Consider the following 26069-nt stretch of genomic DNA (forward strand, 5'->3'; position numbering starts at 1 on the left):
GAAACAACCGGCTACGGAATCATCGTGATCCGGTCCGCAGGCGGCGGGGTGACGCCCGGGTGCGCGCCGAGGTACGCGATCAGCGCGTCGAGGTCCACGGGACCGCCCGCGAGGTCCGTGCCCTTCGTGAACTCGGTGAACCCGTCGCCGCCCGCGGCAAGGAAGTTGTTCACCGACACGCGGAACGTCGCGGCCGGGTCCACCGGCGTGCCGTTCACGGTGATGTTCGAGACGCGCGAGCCGATCGGCGCCGACGCCGAGTAGGTGTAGTGCAGGCTGCTCGAGATCTGCAGGATCTTGGTGCCGCCCGGCTGGCCCCACTGCTGCTCCAGCACGTTCTTCAAGTTCGCGCCGGTGAGCGTGATCGTCTGCATGATGTTCGCGAACGGCTGCACGGTGAACGCCTCGCCGTAGGTGACCACACCGTCGCCCTCGCCGTTGGGCGAAGACGCGTAGTTCAGGTCCGCGCGGATGCCGCCGGGATTGGTGATGGCGACGACCGCGTTGTTGGACTTGGTGCCTTCGAGCTGCGCGTCGGCGATCACGTCGCCCATCGTCGACTCACCCGAGGGCGCGCCGGCCGCGGTGAGGTCCGCGGTGATGGTGCCGACCTGCTTGTTGGCGATCGGGCCCGACTTGGTCTTGGCCTCGTCCACGAGCTTGGTCACGGCCGGGTCCGGCGTCACGTCGCGGGTCACGATCTCGTTGTGCGCCTTGGTCTGCGACCGGATGACGTCGCGCGTGCGCAGGTCGATCTTCAGGTCCACGACGGACAGCAGCCGGCCGAAGGACGCGCCCTGGATCACCGGGCGCGGCTGGCCCGCGGGGTCGTTGATCACGCAGTTGTACTGCTGGTGGCTGTGGCCGGTGAAGATCGCGTCGACCTTCGGGCTCACGTTCTTGGCGATGACGTCGGCCTCGCCGCCCGGCGCCACCTTGCAGTCATTGGGGCCGGAGCCCGGCAGCGTCTCGTCGCCCTGGTGCAGCAGCACGACCTGGGCCTTGATGCCCAGCAGGTCGAGCAGATTGGCGGTGCGGTTGATGGCCTGCGCCTCGTCGCCGAACTTGAGGCCCTTGATGGCGTCGGGCGTGACGACCGAGGGCAGGTCCTTCAGCGTGGCGCCGATGATGCCGACCGGCACGCCGCCGGAGAACTGCACCGAGAACGGCAGCAGCGCGGGCAGGCCGTTCGTGAAGTACACATTGGACCCGAGGATCGGGAAGTTCGCGCCCTGGTACGTCGGGCGGAACTGGCAGCCGTCGGTCTTGTTGCAGCCGCCGAACTGCATGCGCAGCAGTTCCTGGTAGCCCTCGTCGAGCTCGTGGTTGCCGACCGCGGAGGCCTTCACGCCCAGCTCGTTGAGGAAGTCGATGGTCGGCTCGTCGTGGAAGAGCGCCGAGATCACCGGCGACGCACCCACGTTGTCGCCCGCCGAGAGCACCATCGAGTTGCGCACCTGCGACTCGAGCTGCTTCACGTGTGTCGCCACGTACGCCGCGCCGCCCGCGTCCACACTGGTCCCGTCGGACATGAACACCTTGCCGGCCGAACCCGCCGGCGGCTCGAGGTTGCCGTGCAGATCGTTCAGCGTGATGATCCGGACGTCCGTGGTCTGCGCGGCCGACGCCGGCGCGCTCGTGACGGCCACAGTGGCCAGTGCGGCCGCGGCGGTGACCGCGAGCCGGGTGAAGAGCCTCATGTTTCCTCCGATTTCGCGCCCGTCGTCCCCTGGAACGGGCACACGGCGGTGCAGTCTGCCCAAATGGGAGGGACCTCACCAGAGGAAAAAGGAGGGTGATGGGCAAATGTCACCCGGCGTTTCCTGCCGGGTGTCCAGTTCGGGCAACGGGGCTGCCCGGCGTAACGCGCGGAGCCCGGGCGACGATCAGAAGCGCGAACCTTGGGGAGCCACAGTGGAACTGCAGATCGTCTTGACCGTGATCGTGGTCGTCGCCCTGCTCGTCGGCGGCACGGTCTTCGCGGCGTGGCGATCGGAGCGCGCCGAGGACGAGCAGCGCGACGAGGAGCCTGACCGATCGGCTTAAGCCGCCCTCGGCCAGATGGCCGATCCGGCCGGATTCCGTCCGGCCCTTCGACCGAAGTGGTTTGACCCCCAAGATCCATAACGTTCTCGGCATGACGAACGCACAGGTCACGGCCCTGCAGTACGGATTCATCGGATTCCTCGCGCTGTGGGGCACGCTGCTCGTCCCGCAGCTCGTGCTGCAGCTGGCGCGCTACGGCCGCCCGCGGCTGCGCGGCCTCGTGACCACCGCGGCGGTCGTCTTCTACGCGTGCATGGCGCTCGCGGTCGTCTTCCTGCCGCTGCCGAGCGCGAACGGCCGGCGCCTCGAACAGACGGTGCAGCTGCGGCCGTTCCAGTGGATCGCCGACATCCACACGGAGCTGGTGAAGCACGGCCTTTCGGCTGCGCACTGGTTCAGCACGCAGACGTTCCAGCAGGCCGCGCTCAACGTGCTGCTCTTCGTGCCGCTCGGGATCTTCGCCCGCATCCTGTGGCGCCGCGGCCTCGTCGGCGCGCTGGCCGTGGGCGCGGCGGTGTCACTGGCCGTCGAGATCACGCAGCTCACCGCGAACTTCGGGACGGCGCCGTTCGTCTACCGCATCTTCGACATCGACGACCTCATGACCAACACCTTCGGCGCCGGACTCGGCTGGCTCTTCGGCGCCCTGCTGCTCGCCCTGCGCGGAATCCCTTCAGCGATCCACGCTCAGCCGGCCGGGCGCGAGCGGATCGACTTCGCCCAGACGCGCTAGCCGCGCCTTGCGCCGCAGCGCCGCCCGCTTGGCGGCGCGCCGGTCTTCCAGAACCACGATCAGCGAGGCGGCTGCCAGGGTGAGGGCCACCAGTGCGAGGACAACCCAAAGCTGCACGCGGGCTCCTCCCTACGACGTTGTGCGAGAGATCACACAGGCTACCTAGATCGGTACGTGATCCGCTACCCCGTCCGCCGAGAACCAATCCCGGTCAGCGGTCAGCCACTCGCCGAAGGTCAGATCGGCCGAGGTCAGCGCCTCGGACAGCTCCGGAAAACCCAGCCGCCGGCAGGTGAATTCTTGGTGCCACACCCGTTCGGCGGCTCGGTAGCGCACCGTCGCGGACAGCAGATCGCCCGCGCGGACGACGTCGTGCAGCGAAACGGCGACCTCCCCGAGGAGCCCGCCCGGCCCGTCGACCACGTGGTCGAACCACTCCGGCGGGTGCCATTCGACGAGCAGCCGGCCCCCGGGGGCGAGGTGCCGCCGAGCCGCCGCGAGCAGCGCGTGGCACTCCGCGGAATCGGCCGTGTTGACCAGGTGGCTGCCCAGCAGGACCACCTCGAACTCACGCTCCAGCCGCAGGTCGCCGATCCGCGTGCAGACCGTTTCCGCCCCGCGGACGTGGGCGAGCATCTCCGGAGACTCGTCGACCGCGACCACGACGTGGCCGAGCTCCAGCAATGGGTGCGTCACGCGTCCGCAGCCGCTGCCCAGCTCCAGGATCGACGCGGCGTCGGGCACGGCGTCGTGGACGATCTCCGGTTCGCCGGCCGCGGGCAGCCGCAGGTAGAGGTCCACGGAGCAACCGTCGGGTGTCGTGGTCATGCCTGACAGCGTGCCCGAGACTGGGCCCATGCCCATCCGACCCACCAAAGACCAACTGGCTGCCGCGCAGGACGTCGTCATTCCCGACGTCATCGCGCCCGGCCTCGACGTGCTTTTCTGTGGCATCAACCCCGGCCTCTACTCCGGCGCGCTCGGCCTGCACTTCGCCCGCCCGGGCAACCGCTTCTGGCCCGCCCTGCACGTCGGAGGTTTCACGCCGCGGCTGCTGGACCCGAGTGAGCAGCACGAGCTCCTCGACCTCGGCCTCGGGATCACCAACGTCGTCGCGCGGACCACCGCCCGGGCGGACGAGCTGACCGACGACGAGCTGCGTGAAGGTGGCAAGGCGCTGGTCGACAAAGTCCTCGACAACAAACCCCGTTGGCTGGCCGTGCTGGGCATCACCGCCTACCGCACCGCGTTCGGCGAAAAGAAAGCCAAAGTCGGCCCCCAGGAGCGCGTGATCGGCAAGACCGGCGTGTGGGTCCTGCCCAACCCGAGCGGCCTCAACGCCCACTGGACGCCCACCGGCCTCGCAAGTGAGTTCGCCGCGCTGCGTGCACGGGTTGTCACGTAGCGACCATCTTTCGGCTACACCCTCAGTAGCAAACGGACGAGCCAGTGATGCCGTACAGGGCCAAAAAGCCGCAGATCACAAGGGTTTTTCTACGGAGGGTTTGCTGCAACCGGCCGATACGGCCATGAGGGGGAAACCGCGTCACAAGCGCCTTCCGGAGGAGTCGAATCAAGGACAAGGTGTCATTCCTGTCCGGTCCCAGCAGGGGGGATCGGGTGGTGCCAGGACGGCACGCCGGGGGGCGTGCGCGGGCGTCCGGCGACCCGGGAACGACCTGGAAGACGGAGGCCCGAGATGCGCGGCATCGAGCCCCACCGAACGCCGGCTGTGCCCGGACAACCGACCGCGAACCGCAGCCTGGGGGTGGCCGTCGTCGATCCCATCCCGATCTTTCGGGAGGGGCTCGCGTCGATGGTCCACCGGACGCCGGGGCTGCACTGGGCGGGTCAGGCGGCGAGCCACCACGCCGCGATGCAGCTGTGCGAGCAGGTGCGTCCCGACGTCGTGATCCTCGACTCGGCGCTGGATCCCCACTGCCACCTCACGAAGCTGCTCAACTCCGGCGACCCCGCCGTGGTGCTGGTGACGCTGGTTCGCGACGTCAACCGCACGCAGCAGTACCTCGCCACGGCCATCGCGGCGGGCGTGCACGCGATCGTGCCGCGGGCGGTGGACCCGCGGCGGCTGGCGGAAGCCGTCCGGCGCGCGCACACCGACCGGCGCTACATCGACCCGGCGCTGGCCGCGCTCACCGCGCGGCCCAAGCGGCAGCCGTCGCCCAGAGCGGCGCCGGCCGAGGAGAACCTCACCCAGCCGAAGGGTGCGATGCCGCTGTCGCGCCGCGAGTACCAGGTGCTGCAGCTCGTGGCCGAAGGCCTGGAGAACTCGGCGATCGCGAAGCTGCTGTTCCTCTCCGTCGAGACGGTCCGGACGCACGTGAAGAGCATCCTGCGCAAGCTGACCGCGCGCGATCGCACACACGCCGTGACCATCGCGTTCCGCAGTGGCATCCTCGTGCCCCACACCGACGACGCCCACACGCCCCTGCCCGCCGACCGCGCCGTGGCGCGCGGCACGCCCTGAGGTCGGCTTCCTGGTCGATGTCGGTTTTTCGGCTGAATCCACACCCCTGGAAGAGGGGAACCGCTTGCTCCAGTTACTCGTAGGTAATATCCTGAAGTTACCGGCGAGTAAGGGAACATGTGCCCGGCCGGAAAGCCGAACACGACACGGAGTGACGACATGGGCCACTACAAGAGCAACGTCCGAGACCTGGAGTTCAACCTCTTCGAGGTACTCGGCGTGCAGGACCGCCTTGGCAAGGGCGTGCTGGCCGAGTCGGACGAGGAGACCGCGCGCGGCGTGCTCTCGGAGCTGAACAAGCTCGCCACCGGCCCGCTCGCCGAGTCCTACGCCGACGCGGACCGCAACCCGCCGGTGTACGACCCCAAGACCTTCAGCGTGAAGATCCCCGAGCCGTTCAAGAAGAGCTACAAGCAGCTCCTGGACGGCGAGTGGTGGCGTCTCGGCCTCACCAACGACCTCGGCGGCTTCGGCCTGCCCCCCACGGTGCAGTGGGCCGCGTCCGAGCTGATCCTCGGCGCCAACGCGCCGCTGTTCATGTACATGGCGGGCCCGAACTTCGCCATGATCGTGAACAACAACGGCACCGAAGAGCAGAAGCGCTGGGCGCAGCTCATGATCGACCGCCAGTGGGGCGCCACGATGGTGCTGACCGAGCCCGACGCGGGCTCCGACGTCGGCGCCGGCCGCACCAAGGCCGTCAAGCAGGAGGACGGCTCCTGGCACATCGACGGCGTGAAGCGGTTCATCACCTCCGCCGAGCACGACATGAGCGAGAACATCATGCACCTGGTGCTGGCGCGCCCCGAGGGTCCCGGCATCGAGACCAAGCCGGGCACCAAGGGCCTGTCGCTGTTCCTCGTGCCGAAGTTCCACTTCGACTCGCGGACCGGTGAGCTGGGCGAGCGCAACGGCGCCTTCGTGACGAACGTCGAGCACAAGATGGGCATCAAGGCGTCCACCACGTGCGAGCTGACTTTCGGCCAGCACGGCACCCCGGCCAAGGGCTGGCTGCTCGGCGAGGTGCACAACGGCATCGCGCAGATGTTCCAGGTCATCGAATACGCCCGGATGATGGTGGGCACCAAGGCCATCGCCACCCTGTCGACCGGGTACCTCAACGCGCGCGACTACGCCAAGGAGCGTGTGCAGGGCGCCGACCTGCCGAACATGCTCAACAAGGCCGCGCCGCGCGTCACCATCACGCACCACCCGGACGTGCGCCGTTCGTTGATGCTGCAGAAGGCGTACGCGGAGGGCCTGCGCGCCGTCTACCTGTACACGGCGTCGTTCCAGGACCAGCTGTGGACGCAGGACGGGGACGAGGCCGCGCTGAAGCTGGCGCACGGCATCAACGACCTGCTGCTGCCGGTCGTCAAGGGCGTCGGCTCGGAGCGCGCCACCGAGCAGCTCGTGCAGTCGCTGCAGACGCTCGGCGGGTCCGGCTTCCTGCAGGACTACCCCATCGAGCAGTACATCCGCGACGCGAAGATCGACTCGCTCTACGAGGGCACCACGGCCATCCAGTCGCTCGACTTCTTCTTCCGGAAGATCGTGCGCGACAAGGGCCAGGCGCTCGCGTTCCTCGCCGGTGAGATCACGAAGTTCATCGAGTCCGAGGCGGGCAACGGCCGGCTCAAGAACGAGCGCGCGCTGCTGAAGCAGGCCCTGGAGGACTCCCAGGGCATGCTCGGCGCGATGATCGGCTTCCTCACCGCTTCGCAGGAAGACCCGCAGAGCATCAACAAGGTCGGCCAGCACACCGTGCGGCTGCTGATGTCGATGGGCGACCTGCTGGTGGGCTGGCAGCTGCTCAAGCAGGCCGAGGTCGCCATCGCCAAGCTCGACGCGGGCGCGGCGGCCAAGGACGTGGCCTTCTACGAGGGCAAGGTGGCCGTGGCGTCGTTCTTCGCGAAGTCCGTGCTGCCGGAGCTGTCCTCGCGCCGCACGATCGTCGAAGGCGCCGACAACGCGCTGATGGAGCTGGACGAGGCGGCTTTCTAGGCCCTTCCCGTTCCCCTGCGGATGCCCTCGGCCCATCTCGGGCCGGGGGCATCCGTGTTTCTTCGGGTGACTTCGCCCGCTGCGGGTGAGAGCTCCCGCCGCGGGGCACGGCACGCTGGTGCCAGGTGGGTGGTATCGCCGTGGTCTCGAGTTTCGGCCGCCCGTTTCCAGGGCATCCGGACGCCGAGTCCGCGGCTCGGCCCGGAACCCATCTGGCAGAGGAGTTTCGATGACCGTCTCAGGCATCATCAGCGCCATCGTGGTCGGCTTGATCCTCGGCCTGCTCGGCCGCTTGGTCGTGCCCGGCAAACAGAACATCCCGATCTGGCTGATGCTCCTCGTGGGCATCGCAGCCGCCTTCATCGGCAGCGCCATCGCGCGCGGCATCGGATACGCCGACACGAGCGGTATCGACTGGCTCGAAATCATCACCCAGGTCGGTGTCGCCGCACTCGGCGTGGCCTTGGTCGCGAGCCTGTGGGGCAGGCGAAGTATCAACAGGTGACTTCGCGGCTCGGCCCTCTTCTGCGGGCCGGGCCGTTCCGTCCGGTGTGGACGCCGTCAGCAGATGACGATCGGCTGCGGCGAGTACGTGGTGTTGCGCGTTTCCTCACGAACCTCGTTGCCCGTCGCCAGGGCGTGGAACACGCGCGTGTCGGACACACTGAAGCCCGGCGCGCCGATGGACGAGTGGCACGCGCCGTCGGGCCCGGGTCCGAACTGGACGGTCGGCGAGACCTCGTCGGACGTGCCCCCGGTGCGGCCCTCGACGAGGTAGTGCTTCGTGCCCCAGATCCGCACCGTGACGGAATCCGCGCTGACGCTGGCCTGGATCGCGAACCCCGTGTCGTCGTTGTCGGTGATCTTCAGCTCCACCGGGTTCCCCGCGTCGTCGATGGCTTTTGCATCACGGCCGGCGGGGTAGCGGTCGAGGTAATGGTCGTGGGCGAGGTGGCCGCCGTCCCCCAGACCGGCCAGGTACGCCGCGTTGTACAAAGTGGACGCGAGCTGCGAAACCCCGCCGCCCACCACGGAAGGACCGGTTCCGTCTTCGTTCGCGGGCGCGCTGACGTAGCCGTCGGCCGCGGTCCGCGCGCCGGAACGGGCGCCGAGGCTGAACGTGTCGCCGGGTTTCACGATGGTGCCGGAGACGCGTTCGGCGAGCGTCTGGATGTTCGTGGCCGCGGGGCCGGAGAACCCGCTCGTGGTGAACTCGCCGATCACCTCCTTGATGCCCAGCGCGTTGGCCGCGTCGGTGGACAGGCTCGGCTTCGTGGCGTCGTAGGCCACCGGCAGGTCACGCCCCGCCGGCTTGGCGAGCACGGCCGTGAGCGACTTGAAAGTGTTGGCCCAGTTGATCTTCCGGGCGTCTTCGGACGGGTTGACAGTCGGCGCGCCCGAGGTGAACACGATTTCGGCGTTGCGCCCGTCGGTTTCGGTCGACGCGAGGTCGGATTCCACGGCCTGCTGCAGCTTGCCCTGGTCGATGCGCAGCTCGAGCGAGCCGCCGTCGCGCGGCGCGAACTGGAACGACGCCGCGATGGCCGCCGGCTTCAGCGCGACATCCTTGCCCTGCCCGTGCAGCACCACCGGCGCGGCGACGGCGGGGGCCACGACCTGGTCGAGCAGCGCGTGGACGCCGTTCGACGTGGCTTTCGCCGGCGTCACGGCCATCTGCAGCGTGACGCCGCCCGGCGCGAGCCAGTCGTTCGCCACGGTCTGCGCGGCCGCGCGGACGTCGGTGAGCTCCTGGCCCTGCCGCGGCTCCACGGGGTACGCCGTGACGGCGCCGTCGTCCCCGGGCTGGAAGCCGATGCTGCCCTCGACCAGCGGGTGGTTGAGCTTGTCCGTCGCGAGGATGCCCAGCGCCTGCGCCACCTGCTCCTGGTCCGAGCGCGTCACCACGCCGACGTCGCGCGCGGTGAAGAACGACAGGAACCGCGTGATCGGGCTCAACGGCTGGTGCCCGGCCTGCGCGAGCGTGCCCGGCCAGTCGAGGCCGAGGCCGGACTCCGACGGCACCATCGACGTCGTGATGTCGCCCGCGTGCAAAGTCACCGGCTGCGTCAGCCGCGGCTGCAGCTCCGTTCGCAGCTTGGCCTCGGCGTCGGCGTGGGAGAGGCCGCCGACGTCGACACCCGCCACGACCACGCCGCGCGGCACGTCGCCGGCGCTGGTGACGAGGTCGATCGCGTACAGCAGCACGAAGAGCCCCAGCGCGCAGCCGACGATCATGAACGTGCGCGCGACACCCTTGCGCAGGCGCCGCTGCGGCGTCTCCGGCAGCGGCGGCCCGTCGACGACGGCGAAGATCTCGGTGGCGAGGTCGTCGTCTTCGCGCTCCGGCAGCAGGTCGTCGATGAAGAGGTCCTGCGAGGTCTCGTCTTCGCGCACGCCTGCCCTCCCGTGGCCGGGAGCTACAGGTAGAGCCCCGTGCCGTGTTCGGTCCGCTCGGTGGCGACGGCGTGGATGTCCCGTTCACGCAGCACGAAGTGGCCCTCACCCTGGATCTCGACCTCGAGCTGGTCCTCCGGGTTGAAGAGCACGCGATCGCCCTGCTTGACGTTGCGCACGCTGTTGCCGACGCCCAGTACATCACCCCAGGCGAGCCTGCGGGCCACCTGCGCGGTCGCGGGGATCACGATTCCGCCGCTGCTGCGGCGTTCGCCCTCCTCCGGCGACAGGCGCACGAGCACGCGGTCCTGCAGCATCTGTATCTGGAGCTTGGGCTTGTCAGGCACGTCCCCAATGCTACTGACCGGGTGCCGCCGGCTTCGGCCCACCCGCCATGACCAGGCTGAGCGTGCGCTCACCACCGCTCTCGAAGCGCACCGGCACACCCCAGTCCTGCCGTGTGATGCGGCACGCGGGGTGCTCACCGCCCTCGTCGCAGCTGGCCGCCTGGGCGACGACCTGCAGCACGCCTTCCGTTACGCCGTCGGCGAACCGGATGCGGCGGGTGAGGTCGGTGCCGATGCCGGCGCCGTCGGCGAGCAACTCCGGCGGCGACGCGCTGACCTCGAGCCGCGTGGACGGCCCGTAGCGGGCGTCGAGCTTCTCACCCGGTGGCGGTGTGAAGACCACGGCGAACTCGACGTCGCCGGGCGCGAGCACCGTCGGCGGGCGCCGGACGGCGTTCTTCTCGCCGGCCACGGTCGTGACCTGGGCTCCGACCGGCGCGACGCGGTTGCCGGCCGACTCGACGACGAGCAGTTCACCATCGTGCAGGAGCAGGCCCTGCGGCTCGGCGAGGCCGGTGGCGAGCGTGGTGACCTCGCGCGTGAACGGGTCGTAGCGGCGGACGGCGCCGTTGTAGGTGTCGGCGATCGCGATGCGGTCGCCGGGCAGCACGGCCAGGCCCAGCGGGTGCTGCAGCAGCGCGTCGTCGGCCGGGCCGTCGGCGTGGCCGAAGGAGAACAGGTCGGTGCCGACGGCGGTGTGCACGGTGAACGTCTCGCCCTCGGGCTCGATCCACCGCAGCGACGAGGTTTCCGCGTCGGCGAGCCACAGCTTGTCGCCGTCGGGCGCGAGGCCGGACGTCTGCGCGAAGAACGCTTCGCTCACTTCGCCGTCTTTGAGGCCTTCAACGGTTGTCCCGGCGAAGCGGCGGATGTCGCCGGAGATGGGGTCGAAGACGCTGAGCGTGTGGTTGCCGGCCATGGCCACTACGACACCGCCGGCGGGCGCCCACCACGCGACGTCCCACGGGCTCGTGAGGTCGGTGTCGAGGGCCTTGCCGGTGTCCGTGCCGTTGCGCCACTGGTTGCCGGTGCCGGCGACCGTGGTGACCTCGCCGGTGTTGAGGTCGAGGCCGCGCAGCCGGTGACCCGCGGTGTCGGCGACGACAGCGTGGTAGCCGGCGCGCTGGGCGACCTCGTTGGGCAGCAGCGCGATGCCTGAGGGCTCGGTGAAGCTGGCGACGTCGAACGGCCCGTCCTGCGCGCCGCGCTCGCCGCTGCCGAAGCGGCGGATCACGGTCTCGCCGTCGGACGCGAACTCGACCACGGAGTGGTGCCCGGTGTCGGCGACGAGGATGCGGCCTTCCGCCGTGGCGACGGCCTTGCTCGGGAACCGCAGCTCCGTCTGCTGCTCTTCCACCGGCACGTACGGGTTGCCGCCGCGGCGCAGTGTGCCCTTCGCGGCGTGCTTCGCCACGAGATCCGCCACGACGCGTCGCAGCGCTTCGCCGTGCCCCTCCCCCGCGGCGACGTGCACGACGTAGCCCTCGGGGTCGACGACCACCAGCGTCGGCCACGCGCGCACGGCGTACTGCGACCACAGCTCCATTTTCGGGTCGTTCACCACGGGGTGGTGCACCTCGTAGCGGCGCACGGCCGCCTCGATCGACGCGCGCTCGCCCTCGTGCAGGAACTTCGGCGAATGCACCCCGACGGTGACCAGGACGTCGCCGAACTCCTCTTCGAGCGGGCGCAGCTCATCGAGCACGTGAAGGCAGTTGATGCAGCCACTGGTCCAGAAGTCGAGCAGCACGATCCGCCCTCGCAACTCCGCGAGGGAGAGTCGCCGGCCACCGGTGTTGAGCCAGACGTCGCCGGTCAGTTCGGGTGCGCGTACTCGCGCCTGTGCGGAACTCACGCGACGAGTGAACTACACGTGGCTGCGGTGTGTTCCGTCAACCACGGTCTGAGAGAAGAACCTCACCCCGCAGAGGGAGGGTTGTTGTCCGACCGTCAAACCGGCGGAAAAGGACGCGCGAGGCCGTGTGGGCGGTACGTACGCTTCTTCGTATGTCACATGTCCAGCAAGTCCTCACGGTGGAGGAGGCCCGCACGCTGCAGGAAAGCCTCGGGGAGCCCCTGCGTCCGGGCTTGTCGGAAGCCGAGCTCACCGACGTCGAAGCCCAGTTCGGCTTCCGGTTCTCCCTGGACCACCGGGCGTTTCTCGCCGCGGGCGTCCCGGTGGGCGACCGGTGGCCCGATTGGCTGCACGGCAACCCGGATCACCTGCGAAAACGCCTCGATTGGCCCGTCGACGGGCTGCTGTACGAGGTCGAGCACAACGGCTTCTGGCACGCGTCGTGGGGCGAGCGGCCCAGGGTGCTCTCCAACGCGCTGGCCTGCGCCCAGCGATGTCTCGCCACGGTGCCCCAGCTGGTGCCGGTCTGTGGGCACCGCTACCTGCCGGCGATCGCGGGGGCGTCGGGGTACCCGGTGTTGTCCGTCTACCACGCTGACGTGGTGGTTTGCGGCTGGGATCTGCGCGGGTACCTGCGGCACGAGTTCGGTGGCGCGCCGTTGGCCGAGGAGCCCGCCGACGCTCGTGAGGTCGCGTTCTGGTCGGGGTTGTCGGAGTGAGGTTCTTGTTCAGCTGTCGCGGCGCACCATGCGGCCGAAGCCGGCCGCCACGGTCGTCGCGAGCAGCCAGCCCGAGACGGTGAAGCCGGCGGCCACCCAGTTGTCGGCGCCGTGCATGTACCAGCGCGACTTGTTGCCGAAGTCGACGATGGGCACCAGCAGGTCGGCCGTGTAGATCACCGGGTTCCACTGCAGGCCCGTGTCCTGCTGGTTGACCAGGCAGCGCGGGCCGCTCACGGCGTAGCGGCCGGGGTTCTGCACGCAGTCGTCGCTGCCGAGGCCGAACCAGAGGCTGCCGAGCACCAGCAATGTCAGCAGCCAGCCCAGCGCGCGAACGGGCCGGTAGCCGTAGCCGACCATCGAGCGTTGCAGGAAGCTCCACAGCCGCACGCCGGGGCCGAAGATCTTGAACCCCTTCGCGAGCGCCTCGTAGCGGAACTGCTGCTTGCGCAGGCCGACCGTCGAGGCGTGTTCTTCGTTGCCGGCCGCGCGCAGGGTCGCGGCGAGCTGGTCGTACGGGCCAGGGCGGTAGCCGCGCATCGCCTTGCTCAGCAACGCGATGCGATGGTCCAGCGCGCGGTCGTCGTCGAGGGGGATGCCGTGTTTCAGGGCGTCGTAACGGAAGTCGTCGAGCTCGATGCCGTCCGCGGCGGCCCAGAACTCCTCCGTGTCGCCGAGGGTCCCGCAGTGCGCGCGCCGCAGCACGACGCGTCCCGCGGGCGGGGTGCGGAAGCCGAACAGGAACTCGTCGGCCGTCACGTCGCTCGCGTCGAGCGCGATCCCGTGCGAGGGAAGGGATTCGAGCTGCGCGCCGCCGAGCTCGAGGCGCCGCGCGATCTGGGCGCCGTCGAGGTTGACGCCGCCCTCCGCGACGAACGCACGGTCCTTGTTCTCCGTCAGCACCAGGTCACGGCCGATTCGCGCGGTCCGGACGTCGAGCGAAAAGCTCGACGACGTGCGCTGCCCCGGCTCGGTGAGCTTGCTGCCGTAGAGGTTCACGCTGCCGCCCACCTCGACGCCCTGCAGGCGCACCGTGCCCTGCAGTGTCGCGTCGGTGAGCTGGAAATTTCCCGCGATCTTGGCTCGGCGCGCGGAGAAGACGTCGCGCCCGGGGTGCAGGAACATCGCGTTCCACGCGAGGAAGTTGCCGCCGATCTGCACGTCCGCCATGCGCAGCTGCCCCACGGGCACGCGCAGGCTGGTGGCCTCCACGTCCCCGCCGATGGTCGACCCGTCGAGGTGCAGCGCGCGGTCGTAGTAGGGGGTCGCGCGGCCGCGCGCCATCTTGATCTCCGCGCCGGCCAGCCTGAGTGAGCCACCGATGCGCGCGTTGACCATGCGCAGCGTGCCGAACGCCTGCAGCCCGTCGGACAGCTCCAGGTTGCCGTCGACCTTCAGCCGATCGGCGACGAGCGCGGGCCGCGGGTCGAGGTACGGGTCGTTGGACTTCCACGCGTCCACGGCCACCGGCCCGCGCTGGTCGACGGTGAGCTTTGCCTCCCGCAGCACGATGTCACTGTCCACAGTGGCGCTCGGGAAGTACATGATGCCCTTGGCGGAGAACCGTTTCCGTTCGGCGGCCGGACCGTAGTTGTCCACTTCGCACAGCAGGCTGCCGCCGATGTGGATGCCGTTGCCGTTGAACGCGAAGCCGTCGGGGTTGTCGAACGTCGCGCCGGAGAAGTTCACGTTGCCGCCCGTGCGCATGCCGGGCATGCGCACCTCGCCGCGCGCCTCGAGCCGGTACGCGAGCAGCGCGCCGTGGATTTCCAGCCGGTCGGCCTGGATCGCTTTGCCGTGGGGGTGCTTGATCGTCGTGCGCGTCAGCACGACCGAGCCCTCGATCACGGCGTCGGTGAGGTTCACGGCGGCGTTGGGCATGCCGCGCTCGCGATCGTCGCCGCGCATGATCGTGGTCTCAGGGATCTCACTGTCCTCCGGCCCGACCTCCACCACGCTCCGGATGAGCCGAACATCGTTGCGGCTACGCAGGTTGCGGGCCTTGAGCCCCGGCAACCAGCACTTCCGGAAGACGAGCCCGAGCACGTTCGCCTCCCGCACATCCGGCGGAAACTCGAACCGGCACCGCTCGAAGCGGAACAGGTACCCCAACTCGGCGGCCCGCAGGTCGAACGTCCCGGTGATGTACGCGTCCTCGACCTGCACGATCGGCGCGTTGGTCGCCTGCCTGCGCCATCTGAGAATCCCGCTCGTGCCGGGTTTCAGCAGGTCCGCGGCCTTCAGCTCGTACCTCTTGTCGGGCACCCCGGCAAACGGATCCAGCGGCGGCAGCGTCGTGTCGGTCGGCACGTGCCCCCTCAGTTCGCCTGCCGCTGGTGCTGCCCTTAGCGAATCGGAAGGGAGGGGGAATGGCAATCGTCCTAATGGAGTAGCGGCGGGTTATTGACAGATCGCCAATTGAGCTGTGTTTTTTCAACGTCTGACGAGCTGATTGACAACGGTGGGTGATCTTGTGGGAACCGATCTTGTGGGGGAGTCGTCCCTGTTAAGGTCACTTGCTGGAGCTGAAGCTGAACACAGGGTAGGCCGCGCCCCCAGACCGGAGCGGCCCGTGCGGGGAGGCACGACATGCCAGACGGAAACCAGGGTGGACTGCAGGGCGTTTACAACGAGAGCTTGACACCGGGGCAGGTCACGCCACCGCCACCCGGTGCGCCTCCGGTGCCACTGGCCGGTGGCCAGACCGTGACGTCGGGCCCGCCTCCGGACTACAACGCGCTCGGCGCGGGTCAAGCAAAGGCAGACTTCGCCGCGGCGTCAGGCGGCGGCAGCTGGGCGTTCGACGCGCAGTCGATGGACAAAGTCATTCAGCAGTTGGAAGACAGCCTCAACGACGACTACTCACAAGCGCGCACCGTCGCTGCACAGTTCGCCCAGCTCGGTTATCCCGGCTCGGACCAGGTGAGCAAGGACTACATGAGTGCCACGGGTCGCGCCACCATCGCGTACAACCAATTCCTCAGGGGAACGGTCGACTTCCTTTCGTCTTACGTCGACACCCTGAAACAGATCCGCACAGCATACGTGAACCAAGATCACGCCGCGATTGATGCAATTCGCAGCGCCGGGAAGGTCGATTGATGCGAGTCCGTAACGTATACCAGCTTGCCTTCGTGGGTTTTGCGGCAATTGTTGTGGCTGGGTGCGGGAGTTCGACGGCAGGGCAACCGACGCCAGCAGCGCCTAGTTCGCCCTCTGGCGAACCAATGCTGGCGCCGAAAGTCGACCATCCGTTGACAAATACCAAGGCCTTCGAGGACGACCCGTGCTCCGCTTTGTCCATAAGTGAGGTCGAAAAAGCCGCAGGTAAGGTCAAGGGAACCGCAATCGCCCAGTCGATCGTCGGTAAGTCGTGCCAATGGAACTTCGCCGACAACACCGGGAACGTCAGCGGTGGGTTCTATTCGGGGAACAAGCGCGGCCTCAACAGCCTCTACCTTGAGAACCAAGCTGGCCGCCTCTCGACCTTCGCGCCTCACTCGCCGGTCGAGGGATACCCGGCTGTCGTTTACAGCGCGGGTGACGAGGGTCCCGGTTCATGCGTCTTGGCTGTCGGCGTTCGTGATGATCTCACCTACACGGTGAACACGCAGCTGAGGACCGGAAACCCGTACCTGGCGGACCCGTGCAAGATGGCGGAGCAGATCGCCGCCGCGGAGATCACTCGACTGAAGGCCAGTTGAGATGCCGCAAAGTGGATTCGACATCTATCAGCAGCTGCACGCCCCCGGCGACACGACCAGCCTGGATGCCATGGGAAGCGGGTGTGGGCAACTCAGAGACATCCACAACGATGTCGCCGAAAAGCTGACAACCAGCCAGACGACGTTGAACACCTTCTGGAAAGGCGAGGCCGCCGACACCGGTAGTGCGGGACTGAGCCCGCTCATCAATACCTCTCGAACCGCCGCGCAAAAGATGGACACCATGCGGCAGTCGATCGAAGAACAGTCTTCAGCCTTCACGTACGTGAAGAACAACGTCGTCGCTGTCGACCAGACGCGACCGGACGACGATACGGTCGAAGACTGGCTTTCGATCGGCGCCAGCGACGACGAGATCAAGGCTGCCCAATTCGACAACGACACTCACAAGAACGTCGAACTCTACGACGGCTACCACCAGAGCAGCCAGCCACGAACGGACACCATGCCGGCTGACTACCCCGCGGCGCACGACCCGAACGTGTCTGCAGGTGGGGTCACGCCCAACCCCATCGACACCGGAACATCCGGTGGAAAGCACGCTGCCGGCAGCGGCCACTCGGCTGGCGGGCACTCCGGCGGACCGAGTCACTACACCGCTCCTCCTGGAGCCGCGGGCTACCAGGCACCTCCGCCGCCGGGACACTCGCCGGTGAGCGCGACCCCTCCACCTGTGGTGCCGGCGGCGAACGACAGCACGAAAGCGGCGTTCGCGGGTCCGACGCAGACGCCCGGTGGTCCTGGATCACCGTCGTGGCAAGGGCCCGGCGGCGTTGGGGTCAACGGGCCTGGCGGCGCCAACACCGGCTTCGGTCCCGGTTTTGGGCCGGTGGGCGGCTTCGGTGGCGGACTGGGCGGAGGTGGCAGCTTCGAGTCAGGTGGGAGCGGCAGCGGATTCGGACCTGGCGGCGGCGCCTCGAGCGGCGGCGCGGCCGGCGTCGGCCGTGGCGTTGGCGCCGGGGCCGGTACTGGGGCCGGCGCGATGGGCGAAGGCGCGCGTGTCGCGCGGCCCGGCGGCATGGGCGCGGCCGGCGCCAAGGGCCAGCCCGGCATGGGCGGCATGGGCGCCGGCGGCGGTGGCAAGGGCGGCAAGGGCCCCGAAGACGAGGAGCACCAGCGCAAGATCCTCCTGACCGAAGAGGACCCGGACTCCATCTTCGGCGGCTACGACGGCAACCGGCCGACGCCGCCGGTAATCGGGGCGTAGCCCGAACAGGGGAGGAACGGCCCCTGCGGGGTTGCGTCCCTGACTTGAGCCGAGAACTGCGGCTAGGTTGATCTTGGGAAGTCAACAATTGGCATTAACGGCCGGGCAGCGACTGCACGGGCGTCGAGAAAGAGTGACCGAATGGGAACGCGTGCGCTTGCAGTCGCGGTTCTGGCGTGTGTCGCGGCTGTTGCCTCAACGGGGTGTTCGTCCTCCGCTTCAGGTAATGCCGCACCGAGACCAGTCGCGACGTCGGCCTCGGCTGCCGTTCCTCATCACGGTGCGCCTGCGGTTGACGAACCGTTGATGACGACGGCGGCCGAGACGGAGCCGTGCAGTTTGGCGACTTCCAACCAGGTTGCCCAGGTCGGCGGGCCGGTCGAGTCGATCCGCGTGTCACTGCTGGGAGCAGGCAAGTTCTGCACGTTCGTCTTCGCGAACGGTTCGGGGACCGTCGCACTGGGAGTCGACACGATCGACAAGGACGGCCTTAGCCACCTCTACGCGCTAAAGGCTCAGAATAGCGGCGTGACCACATTCGAGCCGCAGTCTTCGACGCTTGGATACCCCGTGGTGAAATTTGCCAACGGCGGTGAGAGGCCGTACGTCTGTCAACTCGCCGTTGGCGTAAATAATCAGACGATGCTCATGATTTTCTCACGACTGTCCACCGGAAATCCCTACTTCTCCGATCCGTGTGGGATTTCAGCGAAAGTCAGCGGGTTTGCCATTCAAAGCCTGAAGAGCACTCGATAGCAAGAGCTTTATGGCTCGACAAAGGGGGAGTGAGAAAGTGCTGCGCAAGCCGGTGGAGTTGAGCCTGCAGACGTACGAGGTGTTGCTCGAGCGGCTCAACCTTGGCGACATCCACCCGACACTGGTACGCGGGGCGTTGTGGTACTCGCCCGACGAGCGGAAACAGTTGGCGGCCGACACGGATGATGAACTGAGCCAGCGGGGGCTGGTGCGCGGCGGGCGGCTCGACGACGACTTCGTCGAGGTGCTGAACCTGCTGCAGCGCCCCGGGGTCGAGTACTACTCGTGGGTGAAGTCCGACAAGGGCGAACGCACCGTGCGCGCCGCGGCGAGAGGGCGGGACGCGGTGAGCGTGGTGACGGTCAACCAGATCCTCTACATCGCGCCGGTGTCGGCGGACGCGTTGGCGCGGGAGTTCACGCTGCTGCTGCCGGAGGCCCCGGCGGCGCGGATAGCGTCGTTGAACTGTTCAGACGCGGATCTGAACATGATCAAGAGTGGTGTGATTCCGAGCGGCACTAGTCCGAGTATCCGCGACGCCAAGCAGGTGGTGCAGTGGCTGCGGGCGCCGAAGACGTATTTCGGGCGGCTGTACGTCGCGGTCCGGGACAGTCGGGGAAAGCGCTTGCGGAATGAGAATCCGCCGGGATGGATCGACACCGAGCAGGGGCGGATTCTGTTCGGTGTGGACAAGTCGGGGTGGATCAGCCTGGCGGGAGCGGGGCAGCAGGACCTCGTGAAGAAGGTGCAGCAGCTGGAGCACGAGCTGCGCGGCAGACGCTGAAGGTTCCCGCGCGCTGACCCTGGAACAGCAGTGTGGCCGCCTCCCCATGGGGAAGCGGCCACAACCGGCTATCAAGCGTTCGGGCTCAAAACGCGAGCCAAGAATTCCTTGGTGCGCTGGTGTTGCGGGTTGCCGATCACCTGGGCGGGTGGGCCGGCCTCGACGACCACGCCGCCGTCCATGAAGAGGACCTTGTCGGCCACCTCGCGGGCGAACTGCATTTCGTGGGTGACCACGACCATGGTCATGCCGTCTTTGGCGAGTTGGCGCATGACGCCCAGGACGTCGCCGACGAGTTCCGGGTCCAGGGCGGACGTGGGCTCGTCGAAGAGCATCAGTTTGGGTTGCATGGCCAGCGCGCGGGCGATGGCGACGCGTTGTTGCTGGCCGCCGGAGAGCTGGGCCGGGTAGGAGCCCGCTTTGTCGGCCAGGCCGACGCGCTCGAGGAGTTCCAGGGCGCGCTGGCGGACCACGGAGCGGGGTTCGCGGCGGACCTGGACCGGGGCCTCCATGACGTTTTCCAGCGCTGTCATGTGGGGGAAGAGGTTGAAGCGCTGGAACACCATGCCGATGTCCTTGCGCTGGAAGGCGACCTCTTTTTCCCGCAGCTCGTGGAGTTTGTCGCCTCGCTGCCGGTAGCCGACCAGGACACCGTCGACGTACAAACGTCCTGCGTCGATTTTCTCGAGGTGGTTGATGCAGCGCAGGAGGGTGGACTTGCCCGAGCCTGAAGGGCCGATGAGGCACAACACTTCGCGTTCGTGGACTTCGAGGTCGATGCCTTTCAGCACGTCCAGTGAACCGAAGCTCTTGCAGATCTTCTGTGCGGAAACGACCGCGGTCATCCGACACCTCCGCTGCCCTGGCGCCCGACGCGGAACCCGAACATCCGAGTGCCCCACCTGTTCTTGTCAGTATTCCCGCGCGTGGTCCCGCGAGCGAAATGGCGTTCGATGAAGTACTGGGCGACGGTGAGGATCGACGTCATGATCAGGTACCAGATCACCGCCACCAGCAGCAGCGGAATGGTCTTGAAGTTCTGCGCGTAGATGGTCTGTACCGCGACCATCAACTCGAAGTACCCGATCACGACGACCAGCGAGGTGGTCTTGAGCATCGAGATCGTCTCGTTGCCCGTCGGCGGGATGATCACGCGCATCGCCTGCGGAAGGATGATGCGCCGCAACGTGGTCGTGCGCTTCATCCCCAGGGCCGACGACGCTTCGAGCTGGCCGGCGTCGATCGACTGGATACCACCGCGCACGATCTCCGCCATGTACGCGGCCTCGTTCAGGCCGAGGCCGAGTAGCGACGCCGTGAACTGGTTGATCAGCGTGTTGGTGTCCCACGAAACGAACTCGGGGCCGAACGGGATGCCAAGGCCGAGCCGCGGGTACGCGAAGGCCAGGAAGTTCCAGAACACCAGCTGCGTGATCAGCGGGGTGCCGCGGAACAACCAGACGTAGATTCCCGCCGCACCCTTCATCAACGGGTTCGGCGAAAGGCGCATCACCGCGAGCAGCACGCCACCGACGATGCCGATGGCCATCGAGATGACCGTGAGGATCAACGTGTTCTGCAGACCGCGCAGTACACGGTCGTTGAACATGTAGGCCCACACCGTCGGCCAGTCCAGGTTGACGTTGGTGACAACGCTGCGCACGACGATGAACGCCAGGAACAGAATGATCACCCCGGCCGCCCAGCGCCCGTAGTGGCGCACTGGGACGGCCTTGATGGGCGTGGTGTCGACCGGCGCCTCCACGGTCGGAGGCGCGTCGAAGTTACTGGACACGAGAACTACGTCCTATCTGCGACCTCAGGACGCCGGGTTGATCTCCGAAGTGGTGACCGCGCCCGCACCGGACAGGCCCCACTTGTCGAGGATCTTCTTGTACGTGCCGTCGTCGATCAGCGCCTGCACGGCCTGCTGCACGGCCTTCGTGTAGTCGCCGCTGTCCTTCTTGAGCACGATGCCGTACGGCGCCGTGTCGTACGGCGCGCCGAGGACCTCCAGCGCGCCGCCAGTCTGCTTCACGGCGTAGTCGATCACCGGGGAGTCGGCGAGCTCGCCCTGCACGCGCTTGGCGGTCAGCGCCAGGTTCACGTCGGTCTGGGCCTGCAGCTGCGTGACGTCGATGGCGGGCTTGCCGGCCTTCACGCAGGCGTCGGAGCGCGTCTGCAGGTCGTCGACCTGCGTGGTGCCCTTCTGCACGCCCATCTTCTTGCCGCAAAGGTCGTCAAGGTTCAGGCCGTCCGGGTTGCCCTTCAGGACGGCGAGCGACGTGCCGGCCTTGTAGTAGCTGACCATGTCGACCGTCTGCAGCCGCTCGGGGTTGATGCTGAACGACGACATCGCGAGCTCGTACTTGCCGGCCTGGATGCCGGGGATGATGCCGTCGAAGGCGGAGTTCTGGAACTCCATCTTCAGCCCCAGCTTCTGCCCGATCGCGGTGCCCAGGTCGACGTCGAACCCGGTGACCTTGCCGCTCTCGTCCTGGAACTCGTTGGGCGGATAGCTCTGGTCCTGACCGACCAGGATCTTGCCGTCGCTGGTGACCGAAGCCGGCACCATCGCGGCGAGCTTGTCGTCCTTGGCCGCGGCTGGGATGTCCGACGAGCCCCCAGGAGCCGCCGCCGACGAGCTTGCACTTCCCGCATCGCCCGCGCCACTGCCGCCCGCGCCGCAGGCGATGGTCAGGCCGACCAGCGCGAAAGCCGGGAGAAGGGCGAGCGCCTTCATCTGGTGTCCTCGGGCCACTTCGTCACTCCTCGTAGTTCTCAACTGTCGAGAGCACGCATATTGCCACTCGAAAGCGGGTAAGCACAGCACCTGTACGTTACGGCGCAGTTTCACCCTACGCAGTCGTGACTCCCGGTATCAGCTGAGACGCGAAACGTGTGTGGTCCAAACCACAGGGCGTCTACTGTGGAGCACCCGCGGTGGGGAAAGCCCCGGCACCGACCAACCGGCGCCGGGACTTTTCGCCACAACCTCAGCTCCGTGCGTGCGCGTCCAAGATGTGCGCGACGGCCTCCGTGACCTGCTGCGCGTAGTCCAGGTTCAGCCACTCGTCCGGCACGTGGATGTTCGAGTCGGCGCCGCACGCGCCCGTGACCAGGAACTGTGCTTGCGGGTACTTCTCGCCCAGCAGGCCCATGAACGGGATCGACCCGCCCATGCCGGCGGCGCGGTGCGGCCGGCCGAACACCTCGTCGCTCACGCGGCGCAGCGCCGTGGTGAGCCACGGCGCCTCCTCGGGCGCGTTCCAGCCGTTCTCGGCCTGCGCGTCTTCATGGATGGTCACCGAAGCGCCGTACGGCACGTCCGTGGTCAGCACGCGCTTCACGGCTTCAAGTGCCGGAGCCGCCTCGGCCGTGGGCGGCAGGCGGAAGCTCAGCGTGAGCGTGGTGCTCTCGCGCAGCACGTTGCCGGCGTTGGCGGGCAGCGGGAAGCCGTCGGCGCCGATGATCGACAACGTGGGCCGCCAGTAGTTGTTCAGCAGCAGCTCCAGCGCGTCTTCTGACATCGTCCGACCGCCGCTGACCAGCGGGAACGCGGTCCGCAGCTTCTCGGGCGCCACCTCGGCCACGGCCTCGATCTCGGCCAGCCGGCTCGCCGGCACCTCGACGTTGAGCTCCGCGAGCTTGATCTCGCCGGTCTCGCCGCTCTCGATGCGCTCCAGCAGCTGCCGCAGCACGCGGAACGACGAAGCGACCACGCCGCTGGCCAGGCCGGAGTGCTGGGCCGTCGCGAGGAGCTGCACGGTGACGGTGAGGTGCAGCATGCCGCGCAGGCTCGTGGTCAGCCACAGCCGCTCGTAGTCCATGCCGCCCGCGTCGAGGCAGACGACGAGGCCGACCTCGCCCAGGCGCGAGCTCAGGTGCTCGACATACGCGGGCAGGTCGGGGCTGCCCGACTCCTCACCCGTCTCCAGCAGCACCACGGTGCGCGCGTGCTCGCCGCCGGCCGCGTGCACGGCCTCCAGCGCGGACACGGCCGCGTAGCCGGAGTAGCCGTCGTCGACGGAGCCGCGGCCGTAGAGGCGGCCGTCGCGGATCACCGGCGTCCACGGGTCGAGGCCCTCGGACCAGCCGCCGACCGGGGGCTGCTTGTCGAGGTGGCCGTACATCAGCACGGTCGGCTTGTCCGTGGCGCCCGCGGTGGCGGGCACGTCCACGAACAGCAGCGGGGAACGCCCCTCGAGCTGCACGACCTCGATCGACACGCCCGGCAGGTCACGCCCGGCGATGAACGTCTTCACGTGTTCGACGGCCGCGGCGAGGTGACCGCTCGCGGCCCAGTCCGCGTCGAACGCCGGGGACAACGCCGGGATCGCGACGAGACCGGACAGGCTCGGCACGACGTCGTTGATCCACGTCGAGACGACGGTTTCACGTACGGATTTCTGTTCCACGCCGGCCATCCTGCCACGGTGACCGACGTCACGACCGCCGTCGAGGTCGTGAAACCCGCCACCCGGACGCGACCGGTGCCCGACCGGTGACGCCTGGTGGGCAGCGGTGCGGATTCCCGATCATCATCCGTCCCATACTCGGATCTCCCAGCGTTTTGCCTGTTCAGGCGCCCGGATCTCAGCAACAAATCAGCATCCGCGGTTCACCATCACGCGCGGCTTCGTGCCAGGATGGCGGCGAGAACCGTCAACGCCGACGGTGGCCAGCCGCCCCGAATCCGGGGCGTAGGTCCCCGCCGGTGCAGTCGCTGTGGCCGCCACAAGCGGCCACCGCGGCGCCGACACCGAGGAGATACTGCGCATGCCGTCCGAACAGTGGACGCACCCCGAACCTGGAGACGGGCCCGCCGCCGTAGCGGCCAAGCCCTCGCCCGAACAGGTGATCGCGGGTCTGCGAGCAACGAGCGAAGGTGGCGCTGAGCTGACTCAGCTGCTCACCCCCGAAGGTCAGCGAATCCCGTCGCCGCGGTTCGACAAGTACGTCGCGGACGTCGACGACGAGGTCCTGCGCAACCTGTACCGCGACATGGTGCTGGTGCGCCGCGCCGACCGCGAGGCCAACGCGATGCAGCGCCAGGGGCAGCTGGGGATCTGGGTCCCGCTGCTGGGCCAGGAGGCCGCGCAGATCGGCTCCGGCCGCGCGCTGAAGCCCACGGACATGGCGTTCCCGAGCTACCGCGAGCACGGTGTCGCGTACACGCGTGGCGTGGACCTGCGTGAGCTGCTCGGCATCTTCCGGTGCACGGACCAGGGCGGCTGGGACTTCGCCGCACACCGTTTCCACCCGTACACGATCGTCATCGGCAACCAGGTGCTCAACGCCGCCGGGTACGCGATGGGGCAGAAGTTCGAGGGCAAAGTCGGCGACGACGACGGTGAAGCCACGATCTGCTACTTCGGCGACGGCGCCACTTCGCAGGGCGACGTGCACGAAGGCTTCGTCTGGGCCGCCGTCTACGACGCGCCGCTCGTCTTCTTCTGCCAGAACAACCAGTGGGCCATCTCCGAGCCGACCGAGCGCCAGTCGCGCCTGCCGCTGTACCAGCGCGCCCGCGGCTACGGCTTCCCCGGCATCCGCGTGGACGGCAACGACGTGCTCGCCTGCCTCGCCGTCACCCGGTGGGCGCTGGAGGAGTGCCGGCACGGCAACGGCCCGGTGCTGATCGAGGCCTTCACCTACCGGATGGACGCCCACACCACCACCGACGACCCCACCCGCTACCGGCTCTCGGACGAGCTGGAGGAGTGGAAGCTCAAGGACCCGATCGAGCGCGTGCGGGCCTACCTCGCGCGCGGCGGCGGTGCGGACCACGACTTCTTCGACCAGGTTCAGGCCGAAGCCGACGAGTTCGCGACGCAGCTTCGCGACTACACGTTCAACATGCCGGAGCCGCCGCCCGAGCGGATCTTCGCCAACGTCTACGCCGAGCCGTCGCCGGTTCTCGACGCGGAGCGGGAAGAGTTCCTGTCCTACTTGGACGGTTTCGCTGCCGAAGAGTCGCTTGCGGGCTCGAGCGTTCGGCACGGGGGTGAGCACTGATGGCCGAACCGCAGAAGCTCACGATCGGCAAGGCCATCAACCTCGGCCTGCGCCGCGCGATGGAAGAGGACCCGAAGGTCCTGATCATGGGTGAGGACGTCGGCAAGCTCGGCGGCGTCTTCCGCATCACCGACGGCCTGCAGAAGGACTTCGGCGAGCAGCGCGTGCTCGACACGCCGCTGGCCGAGTCGGGCATCATCGGCACCGCCGTGGGCTTGGCCGTGCGCGGGTTCCGGCCCGTGTGCGAGATCCAGTTCGAGGGGTTCATCTTCCCCGGGTTCGACCAGATCTCTTCGCAGCTGGCGAAGCTGCACTACCGCACGCAGGGCAAGATCAAGATGCCCGTGGTGATCCGGGTGCCGTTCGGCGGCGGGATCGGCGCGGTGGAGCACCACTCGGAGTCGCCCGAGTCGCTGTTCTCGCACATCGCCGGCCTGAAGGTCGTCTCGGTCTCCAACGCGGTCGACGCCTACTGGGGTATCCAGGAGGCCATCCGCTCCGACGACCCGATCCTCTTCTTCGAGCCCAAGAAGCTCTACCACTCGGGCGCGCTGAAGATGGAGGTCGACACCGACACCTCGCCGGGCCGCGTGTTCGGCTCGCGCGTGGTGCGCGAGGGGACCACCGCGACCGTCGTCGCTTACGGTCCGTCGGTGAAGGTGGCGCTCGACGCCGCCGCGGCCGCCGAGGACGAGGGCAAGTCGCTCGAGGTCATCGACCTGCGCACGCTCTCGCCGCTCGACCTGGGCCCGGTGTTCGAGTCGGTGCGCAAGACCGGCCGGCTGATCGCCGTGAGCGAGGCGCCGTCCGAGTCCTCGCTGACCTCGGAGATCGCGGCCCGCGTGCAGCAGGAGTGCTTCTACTCCCTCGAGTCCCCCGTCCTGCGCGTCGCCGGTTTCGACACGCCGTACCCGCCGGCCAAGCTCGAGGAGCACTACCTCCCCGACCTGGACCGGGTGCTGCACGCCGTCGACCGCTCGCTGAACTGGTAAG

25 protein-coding genes are annotated in these 26069 nt (G+C 68.2%); 14 read left to right on the plus strand and 11 right to left on the minus strand.

Annotated elements, in window-relative coordinates; all coding sequences use genetic code 11:
* Window positions 1–11: 11 nt before the first annotated feature.
* On the minus strand, window positions 12–1700 hold the full coding sequence (locus tag AB0M56_RS01255) for a bifunctional metallophosphatase/5'-nucleotidase (RefSeq protein ID WP_364169607.1): 1689 nt from the start codon (window positions 1698–1700) through the stop codon (window positions 12–14).
* A gap of 214 nt (window positions 1701–1914) precedes the next feature.
* Here AB0M56_RS01255 and AB0M56_RS01260 point away from each other — a divergent pair, with 214 nt between their 5' ends.
* Window positions 1915–2046 (plus strand): hypothetical protein, encoded by a 132-nt coding sequence (locus AB0M56_RS01260; RefSeq protein WP_364169609.1) that lies wholly within the window; start codon window positions 1915–1917, stop codon window positions 2044–2046.
* Window positions 2047–2137: 91 nt separating this feature from the next.
* Complete coding sequence (locus AB0M56_RS01265; RefSeq protein WP_364169612.1) at window positions 2138–2779, plus strand: VanZ family protein; 642 nt, start codon at window positions 2138–2140, stop codon at window positions 2777–2779.
* On the opposite strand, the gene AB0M56_RS01270 is transcribed toward AB0M56_RS01265, so the two are convergent.
* Both AB0M56_RS01270 and AB0M56_RS01275 read right to left on the minus strand, forming a co-directional pair.
* Entirely contained in the window at window positions 2720–2896 is a 177-nt protein-coding gene (locus AB0M56_RS01270) for a hypothetical protein (RefSeq protein WP_364169615.1), read from the minus strand. The genes AB0M56_RS01265 and AB0M56_RS01270 overlap by 60 nt on opposite strands.
* Before the next feature lie 45 nt (window positions 2897–2941).
* Window positions 2942–3607 carry a class I SAM-dependent methyltransferase gene (locus AB0M56_RS01275; RefSeq protein ID WP_364169618.1) on the minus strand — a complete coding sequence of 222 codons (666 nt, stop codon included), beginning with the start codon at window positions 3605–3607 and terminating at the stop codon, window positions 2942–2944.
* 28 nt (window positions 3608–3635) lie between these two features.
* Between AB0M56_RS01275 and mug the strand changes: the two genes are divergently transcribed.
* The 4 genes from mug (at window position 3636) to AB0M56_RS01295 (ending at window position 7776) form a co-directional block, all read left to right on the plus strand.
* The gene (gene mug, locus AB0M56_RS01280; protein ID WP_364169621.1) at window positions 3636–4184 is read left to right on the plus strand and encodes a G/U mismatch-specific DNA glycosylase; all 549 of its coding nucleotides are present in this window, start codon (window positions 3636–3638) and stop codon (window positions 4182–4184) included.
* 294 nt (window positions 4185–4478) lie between these two features.
* Entirely contained in the window at window positions 4479–5267 is a 789-nt protein-coding gene (locus tag AB0M56_RS01285; RefSeq protein WP_364169623.1) for a response regulator transcription factor, read from the plus strand.
* A gap of 159 nt (window positions 5268–5426) precedes the next feature.
* On the plus strand, window positions 5427–7271 hold the full coding sequence (locus AB0M56_RS01290; protein ID WP_364169626.1) for an acyl-CoA dehydrogenase: 1845 nt from the start codon (window positions 5427–5429) through the stop codon (window positions 7269–7271).
* A 229-nt stretch (window positions 7272–7500) separates the two neighbouring features.
* Window positions 7501–7776 (plus strand): GlsB/YeaQ/YmgE family stress response membrane protein, encoded by a 276-nt coding sequence (locus AB0M56_RS01295; RefSeq protein ID WP_364169629.1) that lies wholly within the window; start codon window positions 7501–7503, stop codon window positions 7774–7776.
* 56 nt (window positions 7777–7832) lie between these two features.
* On the opposite strand, the gene AB0M56_RS01300 is transcribed toward AB0M56_RS01295, so the two are convergent.
* Genes AB0M56_RS01300 through AB0M56_RS01310 form a run of 3 tightly spaced genes read right to left on the minus strand, consistent with a single transcriptional unit; the run spans window position 7833 to window position 11867 of the window.
* Entirely contained in the window at window positions 7833–9665 is a 1833-nt protein-coding gene (locus AB0M56_RS01300) for a VanW family protein (RefSeq protein WP_364169632.1), read from the minus strand.
* 23 nt (window positions 9666–9688) lie between these two features.
* Window positions 9689–9982, minus strand: coding sequence for a co-chaperone GroES (locus tag AB0M56_RS01305; RefSeq protein ID WP_360598303.1), 294 nt, complete (start codon window positions 9980–9982; stop codon window positions 9689–9691).
* 40 nt (window positions 9983–10022) lie between these two features.
* On the minus strand, window positions 10023–11867 hold the full coding sequence (locus AB0M56_RS01310; protein ID WP_364169634.1) for an NHL domain-containing thioredoxin family protein: 1845 nt from the start codon (window positions 11865–11867) through the stop codon (window positions 10023–10025).
* 152 nt (window positions 11868–12019) lie between these two features.
* Between AB0M56_RS01310 and AB0M56_RS01315 the strand changes: the two genes are divergently transcribed.
* A complete protein-coding gene (locus tag AB0M56_RS01315; protein ID WP_364169637.1) occupies window positions 12020–12586 on the plus strand; it encodes a hypothetical protein in 567 nt (188 codons plus the stop codon).
* A gap of 9 nt (window positions 12587–12595) precedes the next feature.
* On the opposite strand, the gene AB0M56_RS01320 is transcribed toward AB0M56_RS01315, so the two are convergent.
* A complete protein-coding gene (locus tag AB0M56_RS01320; RefSeq protein ID WP_364169640.1) occupies window positions 12596–14896 on the minus strand; it encodes an oxidoreductase in 2301 nt (766 codons plus the stop codon).
* Window positions 14897–15175: 279 nt separating this feature from the next.
* Between AB0M56_RS01320 and AB0M56_RS01325 the strand changes: the two genes are divergently transcribed.
* The 5 genes from AB0M56_RS01325 (at window position 15176) to AB0M56_RS01345 (ending at window position 19058) form a co-directional block, all read left to right on the plus strand.
* Entirely contained in the window at window positions 15176–15688 is a 513-nt protein-coding gene (locus AB0M56_RS01325; protein WP_364169643.1) for a hypothetical protein, read from the plus strand.
* A complete protein-coding gene (locus tag AB0M56_RS01330; RefSeq protein WP_364169646.1) occupies window positions 15688–16290 on the plus strand; it encodes a DUF3558 domain-containing protein in 603 nt (200 codons plus the stop codon). The genes AB0M56_RS01325 and AB0M56_RS01330 overlap by 1 nt, the downstream gene beginning before the upstream one ends.
* A 1-nt stretch (window position 16291) precedes the next feature.
* Window positions 16292–17518 carry a hypothetical protein gene (locus AB0M56_RS01335; RefSeq protein ID WP_364169649.1) on the plus strand — a complete coding sequence of 409 codons (1227 nt, stop codon included), beginning with the start codon at window positions 16292–16294 and terminating at the stop codon, window positions 17516–17518.
* A 141-nt stretch (window positions 17519–17659) separates the two neighbouring features.
* Window positions 17660–18274, plus strand: coding sequence for a DUF3558 domain-containing protein (locus AB0M56_RS01340; RefSeq protein ID WP_364169652.1), 615 nt, complete (start codon window positions 17660–17662; stop codon window positions 18272–18274).
* Between the two features lie 37 nt (window positions 18275–18311).
* Window positions 18312–19058: an ESX secretion-associated protein EspG gene (locus tag AB0M56_RS01345; RefSeq protein ID WP_364169655.1), complete on the plus strand. Its 747-nt coding sequence runs from the start codon at window positions 18312–18314 to the stop codon at window positions 19056–19058.
* A gap of 71 nt (window positions 19059–19129) precedes the next feature.
* Here the strand turns inward: AB0M56_RS01345 and AB0M56_RS01350 are convergent, their stop codons facing one another.
* The 4 genes from AB0M56_RS01350 to AB0M56_RS01365 all read right to left on the minus strand — a co-directional run bounded on the left by AB0M56_RS01350 (window position 19130) and on the right by AB0M56_RS01365 (window position 23485).
* Window positions 19130–19903, minus strand: a complete 774-nt coding sequence (locus AB0M56_RS01350) for an amino acid ABC transporter ATP-binding protein (RefSeq protein ID WP_364169658.1) — start codon at window positions 19901–19903, stop codon at window positions 19130–19132.
* Entirely contained in the window at window positions 19900–20853 is a 954-nt protein-coding gene (locus tag AB0M56_RS01355; protein WP_364169661.1) for an amino acid ABC transporter permease, read from the minus strand. Before AB0M56_RS01355 ends, AB0M56_RS01350 begins: the two co-directional genes overlap by 4 nt.
* Before the next feature lie 24 nt (window positions 20854–20877).
* A complete protein-coding gene (locus AB0M56_RS01360; RefSeq protein WP_364170708.1) occupies window positions 20878–21801 on the minus strand; it encodes an ABC transporter substrate-binding protein in 924 nt (307 codons plus the stop codon).
* 253 nt (window positions 21802–22054) lie between these two features.
* Window positions 22055–23485 (minus strand): M20/M25/M40 family metallo-hydrolase, encoded by a 1431-nt coding sequence (locus tag AB0M56_RS01365; protein WP_364169663.1) that lies wholly within the window; start codon window positions 23483–23485, stop codon window positions 22055–22057.
* A gap of 352 nt (window positions 23486–23837) precedes the next feature.
* Between AB0M56_RS01365 and pdhA the strand changes: the two genes are divergently transcribed.
* Window positions 23838–25076: a pyruvate dehydrogenase (acetyl-transferring) E1 component subunit alpha gene (gene pdhA, locus AB0M56_RS01370; protein WP_364169666.1), complete on the plus strand. Its 1239-nt coding sequence runs from the start codon at window positions 23838–23840 to the stop codon at window positions 25074–25076.
* Complete coding sequence (locus tag AB0M56_RS01375; protein ID WP_364169669.1) at window positions 25076–26068, plus strand: alpha-ketoacid dehydrogenase subunit beta; 993 nt, start codon at window positions 25076–25078, stop codon at window positions 26066–26068. The genes pdhA and AB0M56_RS01375 overlap by 1 nt, the downstream gene beginning before the upstream one ends.
* Window position 26069 lies beyond the last annotated feature (1 nt).

Origin of the sequence: Amycolatopsis sp. NPDC051372 (assembly GCF_040682095.1) — a bacterium.
Classification (GTDB): Bacteria; Actinomycetota; Actinomycetes; order Mycobacteriales; family Pseudonocardiaceae; genus Amycolatopsis.